This window comes from Candidatus Viridilinea mediisalina, from assembly GCF_002532535.1.
GTDB classification, from domain to species: domain Bacteria; phylum Chloroflexota; class Chloroflexia; order Chloroflexales; family Chloroflexaceae; genus Viridilinea; species Viridilinea mediisalina.
In genome coordinates this window covers 1-7,221 of record NZ_NQWI01000175.1, presented here as the reverse complement: position 1 = coordinate 7,221, position 7,221 = coordinate 1, and the positions used below count along the sequence as shown (strand labels likewise).

The 7,221-nt window shown below is 59.4% G+C and carries 5 protein-coding genes; 2 read left to right on the top strand and 3 right to left on the bottom strand.

Annotated elements, in window-relative coordinates; translation table 11 throughout:
• Positions 1 to 653, top strand: a 653-nt coding sequence (locus CJ255_RS20465) for a hypothetical protein (protein ID WP_165774854.1), incomplete at its 5' end; no start/stop codon positions are given.
• A gap of 305 nt (positions 654 to 958) precedes the next feature.
• Here the strand turns inward: CJ255_RS20465 and CJ255_RS20460 are convergent.
• The 3 genes from CJ255_RS20460 to CJ255_RS20450 form a co-directional block, all read right to left on the bottom strand.
• Positions 959 to 2,023: a deoxyguanosinetriphosphate triphosphohydrolase gene (locus CJ255_RS20460; protein ID WP_097645933.1), complete on the bottom strand. Its 1,065-nt coding sequence runs from the start codon at positions 2,021 to 2,023 to the stop codon at positions 959 to 961.
• A complete protein-coding gene (locus tag CJ255_RS23065) occupies positions 2,004 to 2,411 on the bottom strand; it encodes a hypothetical protein (protein ID WP_124682034.1) in 408 nt (135 codons plus the stop codon). Before CJ255_RS23065 ends, CJ255_RS20460 begins: the two co-directional genes overlap by 20 nt.
• A 246-nt stretch (positions 2,412 to 2,657) precedes the next feature.
• On the bottom strand, positions 2,658 to 4,595 hold the full coding sequence (locus CJ255_RS20450; RefSeq protein ID WP_097645931.1) for a hypothetical protein: 1,938 nt from the start codon (positions 4,593 to 4,595) through the stop codon (positions 2,658 to 2,660).
• Between the two features lie 278 nt (positions 4,596 to 4,873).
• On the opposite strand from CJ255_RS20450, the gene CJ255_RS20445 reads away from it, so the two are divergent.
• Entirely contained in the window at positions 4,874 to 6,826 is a 1,953-nt protein-coding gene (locus tag CJ255_RS20445; RefSeq protein ID WP_097645930.1) for a hypothetical protein, read from the top strand.
• Positions 6,827 to 7,221 lie beyond the last annotated feature (395 nt).

Here is a 7,221-nt window from a genome sequence, read left to right as displayed (position 1 = left end):
TCTCCAATCTCCAATCTCCAATCTCCAATCTCCAATCTCCAATCTCCAATCTCCAATCTCCAATCTCCAATCTCCAAATGGCACTTCATTTTCACCGCTACTCACTGATCATGGCCGCCCTCGCGGGGCTCTGCTGGGCAGCAGTGTTGGCCCTGCTGCTCTTTGGAGGCATGAGTCGCGGTGAACCATTGGAGTTCCAACGTCTCCTGTTTTATGCCTTGGCTATCGCGGCATCAATCCTTACCTTTGGGCCGATTGAGTATACGATGCGCCTCGTGGGGCTTACGCTGGAAGGAACGTTAGGCTCGCTGCTGCTGCTCTATACCCTCGCGTTTGTCCCTGCGCCCCAAGCATGGCTCCTGTCGTTGCCCGATCTGCCCGTCTACGGCTTGCTGCTGATGGCCCTCTTCCTCTGCGGCGCGGCGGTCTCCCGCCCGTTCATTCACAGCGGCACGACACACCTTTTTCAGAATCGCGCCCGTGCCTTTGATGCACGACGGGTGCGCCGTCAATCCTACGAGGTTGGCCTGCTGCTCGCCGCTGTAGCCGCCTTCGCCGCGCTGCGCGTCCTCACCTGGGTCAGCCTGCTGCTGCTCGTGATTGTCCTGATCATCGCAGAGTTGCTCTTTTTGGCGCGGGTGCCGGTTGAATAGCTCAACTGCTTCTGTAGCAACCGCTAGGGCTTGGGGATGCCCTAGATGGCTCTCACCCCCTACCCCCTTCGACAAGCTCTGGTTCGACAGGCTCACCAACCGGGCACCGCCTCTCCCACGTTGTGGGAGAGGGGCGAAGGCAACGCTGTTTTGTTGCATTTCTTTGCGCTCTTTTACGGTAATGAACACATGTTCTTTCCGCTTGCGCTCTGTTCTCTGTTCTCTGTTCTCTGTTCTCTGTTCTTTGTTCTCTGTTCTCTGTTCTCTGTTCTCTGTTCTCTGTTCTCTGTTCTCTGTTCTTCCCTTCACGCCCCCCAGGTACGCGGCATAAAGATGCGCTTAAAGACCTCCAGCGCGTAGCGGTCGGTCATGCCAGCAATGTAATCTACGGCGGCCCGCTCAATCGGTTCGGCGCGTACACGGTTGATTGCCAACAGATCCTCGGGCAATTGCTCAGGGTGTTGTACAAAATGGGCAAAGAGCGTCTCGATCACAAAACGCACCTTTGCATCATCGGCTTTGTTGTGCGGCGTGTGGTAGACTTCACGGTACATGAAGTCACGCAACTGATTGGTTGCAGCCAGAATCGTGGGGCTCATGCCGATCAACAGCGGATCGGGCGCTGCCCCGCTGCCTGTCGCCCAGTCGTTGCATGCGACCAGATCCGCCACCATCGTATGCAATCGCTCGCCGTGGGTATGGCCGAGAATGGCTAGGGCATCGGCAGGCAGATCGGCTTGATGCAACACCCCCGCACGCAACGCATCATCAATATCGTGGTTGATATAGGCCACACTGTCGCAGATTTTAATCAATTGGCCTTCGAGCGTCGTCGCCGTGCCCCATGCCGTGGTCATGATGTCGCGGCGCGCCTTGGAGTGCAAATAGATGCCCTCACGCACCGCGTAGGTCAAATTGAGCCCTTGGCCGTTGCGTTCCAACACCTCGATGATGCGGCGCGACTGCTCATTATGGCGAAAATGTTCCACAAAGATGCGCGTCAGCGCCGTCTCACCAGCATGACCAAACGGGGCATGGCCGAGATCGTGGCCCAACCCAATCGCCTCTGTGAGATCCTCATTCAGATGTAACGCCCGCGCCACTGTACGGGCCACCTGGGTCACCTCAAGCGTATGGGTCAGCCGGGTGCGATAGTGATCGCCCAACGGCGCAATAAAGACCTGGGTCTTATGCTTGAGGCGGCGAAAGGGCTTCGAGTGGAGGATGCGGTCGCGGTCGCGCTGATAGGCAGTACGGAGCGGGCATGGCGGCTCAGGCCGTTCCCGTACCGCCGCCGCACTCTGCGCCGCCAACGGAGACAAGATGCGTGCTTCGAGGGCTTCTTGATACTCACGAGGGGTTAGCGCCATGGTGTACCTCCCGCGCACGCCAGACAATGAACCCAAAGCCGCCCAAGGCATGGATAGCTAGTACGAGTTGAAAGTGGAGTTGATGACCAGTTGCGGCAGCTTCGCTCGTAGTGAGCAGCAGGCTCTCGATGCGTTGGGCGACAAAAAAGGTGAAGAAGTAGAGGCAGAAGCAGCAAAAGGCAGCGAGCGCCGCCTCATGGCGACGGGCGAGCAACCAGCCCAGCGCCAGCGCAAAGGGGCTGGCAAAGACCACCCAGACCAAGGGGCGCACCGTGGCATCGTTGCGTACCCCACCGGCCAGATTGAGATTGTAGAACGCCCAGGCCAAACCAAGGGCCAAGGCAGTGAGCATAATGGCAAAGGTGCGAAGATCGAATTTGTGGAGCATGGAGCTACTTTCTGAGGAAATGGAGGATGCGTGAGGCGAAGCGGCGAAGCGACGAAGCGGCGGTTCCTCGCGTCCTCGCGTCCTCGCGTCCTCGCAAAATCCTTTGTTAGCGCGAAAAAGCCTTGGGCTCGTAGGGATGCGTCGCGTTGGCTGAGCCTGTCGAAGCCAACGTCGCGGTGGCTTCGACAGGCTCAGCCAACGTCACGGCCCAGAGCTTTTTCGCGCTAACAATCCTTTGGGGAGAACCTAATGCGTCAAAGGCAGAATCGAGGGCTTCAAAGCCCGGTAGGCTGCATCAAACCAGAGCAGCATGCCAGTGGCAAGCACAAAGGCGAGCCAAGCGAATGCCACCAAACGACCAACAGGGCGCTGGAAGAGCGGTGTAAGCAGGGTTGCCACACCAACACAGACAAGCGGGGCACTAAAGTAGCCATAGCGTACTTGCATATTCAGCAACAGATCGATCCCAAAAAAGATCACGGTACTGCCACACCATGCTACCACAAGCACCCTTGCGCGACCACGAGTCTGCCAAAGTAGCTGTGCCAAACCAAGCACAACCAGGGTCATCGGCAGCGGCGCAAATGAGGCGGTAAGGGCCACCCAAATCTGCTGCATCCGCTCAAGGCTATTGAGTTGCAACCCACGATCAGCGGATCCATCTGCACCAGCGTCATGCTGTAGGGTCAAGCGTGCAGCATCAAGGTATTGGAGCAGCAACGCCAAGAGTAGCGCACCAAGCACCGTATAGAGCCACCCTCGCCAGAAGGGTGCTTCCGGCTGGGCATGCCACTCCTGCACACCCATGTGGCCTCTCATTATAGCCCAAGCGCTCGGCCCAAGGCCAAACAGAAAGAAAAGACCAAGGGCCACCCCAGAGAGTAGCAGTGAGCCCGGATGGAGCAAGAGCGTCAGGGTGGTGACCATCAGCACAGCGGCCCAACCCAAGCGCTGCTGGGGCGGCGGGCCTGCAATCAGAACCATCAGCAACAATGAAAACCATTGCCCAATGATCTGCTGGGCAAAGCCCCACGCGAGGGCCACACTATGAATCGGCAACAGGATGATCAAGATAGCCGCTACGAGGGCAGTACGCTCACCCAAGCCCAGACGGAAGACCAACAGACCAACGAGGAGTGGCGTGAGCGCATCAACGAGCGTATAGGTTCCTTGGATCGCTAAACTATAGTCACCCAACAGCATGCCAGGGGCCATGAGCATATAGACAACGGGAACAATGAGAATCGGACGGCGATCAAATTCATAGGGACGGTTGATCAGCACCAGATCGCCCCACGCGACATTGCGTAGGCGCTCGATATGGATGGGCAGATCGCTAGAAAAGAAAAGGGGGTAGAGAACGCCACTCAAGCGCAGTACCAGCGCCGCCAAGCTGATCAGCAAGAGCCCCCTGATCATATTGGCAGAGGCATGAGGCTCAAACAGCGGCAACAAGCGCCGCAACCCTGCAATCAAGGCCACAATACAGAACCCACCACCTAGCAGCGCACCATGATACAACGCGGCCAATCCAGGATTGAGTGCAGCTTGGGCGATCAGGAGGGCTATGATTACGCCCCCCAACGCGGCAGTAATCGGCCAAGCAAGCCTCAGCCAGCCCGCCACCATGCCCCAAAGCAAGAGCAGGATCAGTTGGGTACCAGGCACAATCGGGTGCGGCAAGACCCACGGCGCACGCTGCCAACTTAGGCTCACCGCATCCATCCGCACCCCAACCGCCCGTTGATCAGCGGGCGCAAGCGTAGTACTACTCTCTACGCCTAATGCCACCGCACCTTGCGCCAAGGTAGCGGGCGGCAGCAGCAGATGGTAAGCGCGTGGTTGATCAAGCACCTCCACGACAGCCCACGCTTCGCGATCCAACCGCAGCGTGAGCTGCTGCGGCTCAGGAACGCCTGGAGGTAGCCAGCCCAAATGGAGCGATAGCACCGCCCCCTCAGCCACCAGCGGCCCATGCAGCAGCACCTCTGCATGCTCGGTCGTCCAACGATAGCTTGTCCCCGTTGCGTCCTGTTCATGCCCATGAAAGCCAGTCACCGCAATGAGATCTTCATGCTCGCCCAGCTCCAGCCGATATTCAGCCGGACTGAGCCGCAGTGCCATGAGGTTGGCACCAAGCACCACGAGAACCAGCAGGGTAATCAGGGTAAGGCGTACGCGCATAGAGGAAATAGAAAATAGGAGAGAGGAAAGAGGAAATATGGTAGAACACGGGGGAGTATGGTACCATGCCTTGCCAGTGGTGGCTTCGACAAGCTCAGCCACCGCGCTGGCTGAGCTTGTCGAAGCCACCGCGTATCTTAGAAGCTGTCTGAAAAGGGTCTCAGTGTCGTACCACACGATGTGGCACACGTTGGAGTGCCGGCTTCAGCCGGCTAAAGCCGGCACTCCAACGTGTGCCCACTAGCTTTTCAGACAGCTTCTTATAGTTGGAATTACCCATGACTACCCTACCCATTACACGTATGGTTCTCTTTAAGCACGGTGTCGGCTACTTCGAGCGCCGTGGGGCGCATAGCGGCGAGCAGCTTGAGTTGAGTTTCTCGCGTGAGGCGATGGATGATGTGCTCAAGAGCCTGATTGCCCTCGATCTGGGCGCTGGTCAGGTCTTGGGGGTGGATTTTGAGACGCCTGAGGATCGCGAGCAACGCTTGCAACGCGGCAGTATTCACCTCTCGCATGATCGTAGCCTGCTCGATCTGCTGCGCGATCTGCGGGGGCGACGGGTGCGCTTGCAGCTTGCTGAAACGAAACATGCCCCCGCCTCCAGCGTTGAGGGGCTGGTGGTTGGCGTGGATTATGTCCCTAATGATCCGCTGCGTCACCCCCTCGTTTCGCTCTATAACGCCGAGACGCGCCTCGTACAGACGCTGGCGATCACCCGTTTGGCTGGGGTCGAGTTGCTTGAGCCCGGGGCGGCTGCCGATTTGAGCTATTTCCTGCGGGCGGCTCAGAGTGAGGAGCAGCGCCGCGCTGCGACCCTGCGCCTTTCGCCGGGTGATCACGATCTGCTCGTGGGCTATATTGCCCCCGCCCCCGCCTGGCGCGTTAGCTACCGCCTGCTCTTTGAAGCGGGGCTGGCAGGCGCGGAGGATACGGTGGTCTTGCAGGGCTGGGGGTTGTTTGACAACCAGTTGGAAGAAGACCTCAACGGAGTTGCGCTGACGCTCATGGCTGGGATGCCGGTCTCCTTCCGCTACCGCCTCTATGAGCCCCATACGCCCGAACGGCCTTTGGTTGAAGATGAGGAGCGAACCGTCAATGCGCCGATTGCCTTTGCTGCCGCGCCGCCGCCCGCGCCTATGATGATGGCTGATGTTGCAGAAATGGCGCTTGGTGAGACGGATGCGGAGTATGGTATGCCCCCACGCAGTCGCGCCTTCCGCCCCTCGGCAGCCCAGTTTGAAGAGGCTGTGCAGGTTGCGGCGGGCGGCGATGAGCGTGGTGCGCTCTTTGCCTACGAAGTGGTGCATCCAGTCAGTGTGGCCCGTGGTCAATCGGCCATGGTTCCCATTGTAAGCCAGCGTCTTCCGGCGCGCCACGAACTGCTCTACAATGGCGCGAAGCATCCCCGCCACCCGGTGGCCGCTCTGCGCCTGCAGAATGGCACCGGCCTGACCCTCGAACGCGGCCCGGTGACCGTCTTGTGCGCTGGCGATTATGGCGGCGAGGCCGTGCTGCCCTTTACGCGCACCGGCGGTGAACTGATTGTACCCTTTGCAATTGAGTTGGGCCTAACAGTCGAAGAGCAGCATCGTGGTGAGCGTAAACTCGCGAGCCTGCACCTGCGCGATGAGTACCTCATCTTTGAGGAGCACGACCTCGCCACCACAAGCTATCACATCACCAGTGGGCTTGAGCGGGCGGCGGAGGTAACGATTGAGCATGTGCCGCGCAACGGCTATGAGCTGGTCAGCCCGACCAAGCCCGATGAGCAGAGCGCGGGCTTTGTGCGCTGGCGCGTTGCCTGTGCGCCCCAGGCACGCACCGTCTTTGAGGTAACCGAACGGCGCCTGATCAGCCGCCATGAGCAGGTGCGGAGCCTCAATGGCCAGCAACTCCAAGCCTTCCTGCGCGACCGGCTGCTCACAGCGGAGACAGTGGCGGCGTTGCAGGAGGTGCTGGCACTCTACCACCGCGCCCAAGCGGCCCAGAACGAGCTCACCAAGCTCGAACGCGAGCGCGACAAGCTCTACCGCCAGCAGACGCAGATCCAGAAGAACTTGGTTCCCTTAGGGCGCGAGGGCGATGAAGGCAATTTACGTCAACGTTATGTAAACACCTTAAACCAGCTTGAGGATCAACTGGCTGCCAGTAACGCCGAAGAGCTGCGCTTGCAAGCCGAGCTTGTGCGGATCGAACAGGAGGCAGTCGCACGCTTAAAGGCTGTCTGAAAAGCTAGTGGGCACGCGTTGGAGTGCCGGCTTTAGCCGGCTAAAGCCGGCACTCCAACGTGTGCCACATCGTAAGGTTGCTTTACCATCTTGCGAGGCGGCGTGAGGATGCGTGAGGCGAGGAGGCGAGGAGGCGCAGCCCTCGCGTCCTCGCCTCCTCGCGTCCTCGCCTCCTCGCCTCCTCGCCTCCTCGCGTCCTCGCCTCCTCGCCTCCTCCCATACCCTCGTAACAGAAATGTTACAGGTGATAACAAGCGCGTTTAGGCGCTATTTACGCCATGTCGCTACCATAAGGCGAGATCGCATGAGGCGAAAGTTTCGCCTCCTCGCCTCCTCGCCTCCTCGCCTCCTCGCCTCCTCGCCTCCTCGCCTCCTCGCCTCCTCGCCTCCTCGCC

Coding starts and splice junctions, on each gene's coding strand:
- CJ255_RS20460 (WP_097645933.1), bottom strand. CDS start 2,023: ATGGCGCTAACCCCTCGTGAGTATCAAGAAGCCCTCGAAGCACGCATC.
- CJ255_RS23065 (WP_124682034.1), bottom strand. CDS start 2,411: ATGCTCCACAAATTCGATCTTCGCACCTTTGCCATTATGCTCACTGCC.
- CJ255_RS20450 (WP_097645931.1), bottom strand. CDS start 4,595: ATGCGCGTACGCCTTACCCTGATTACCCTGCTGGTTCTCGTGGTGCTT.
- CJ255_RS20445 (WP_097645930.1), top strand. CDS start 4,874: ATGACTACCCTACCCATTACACGTATGGTTCTCTTTAAGCACGGTGTC.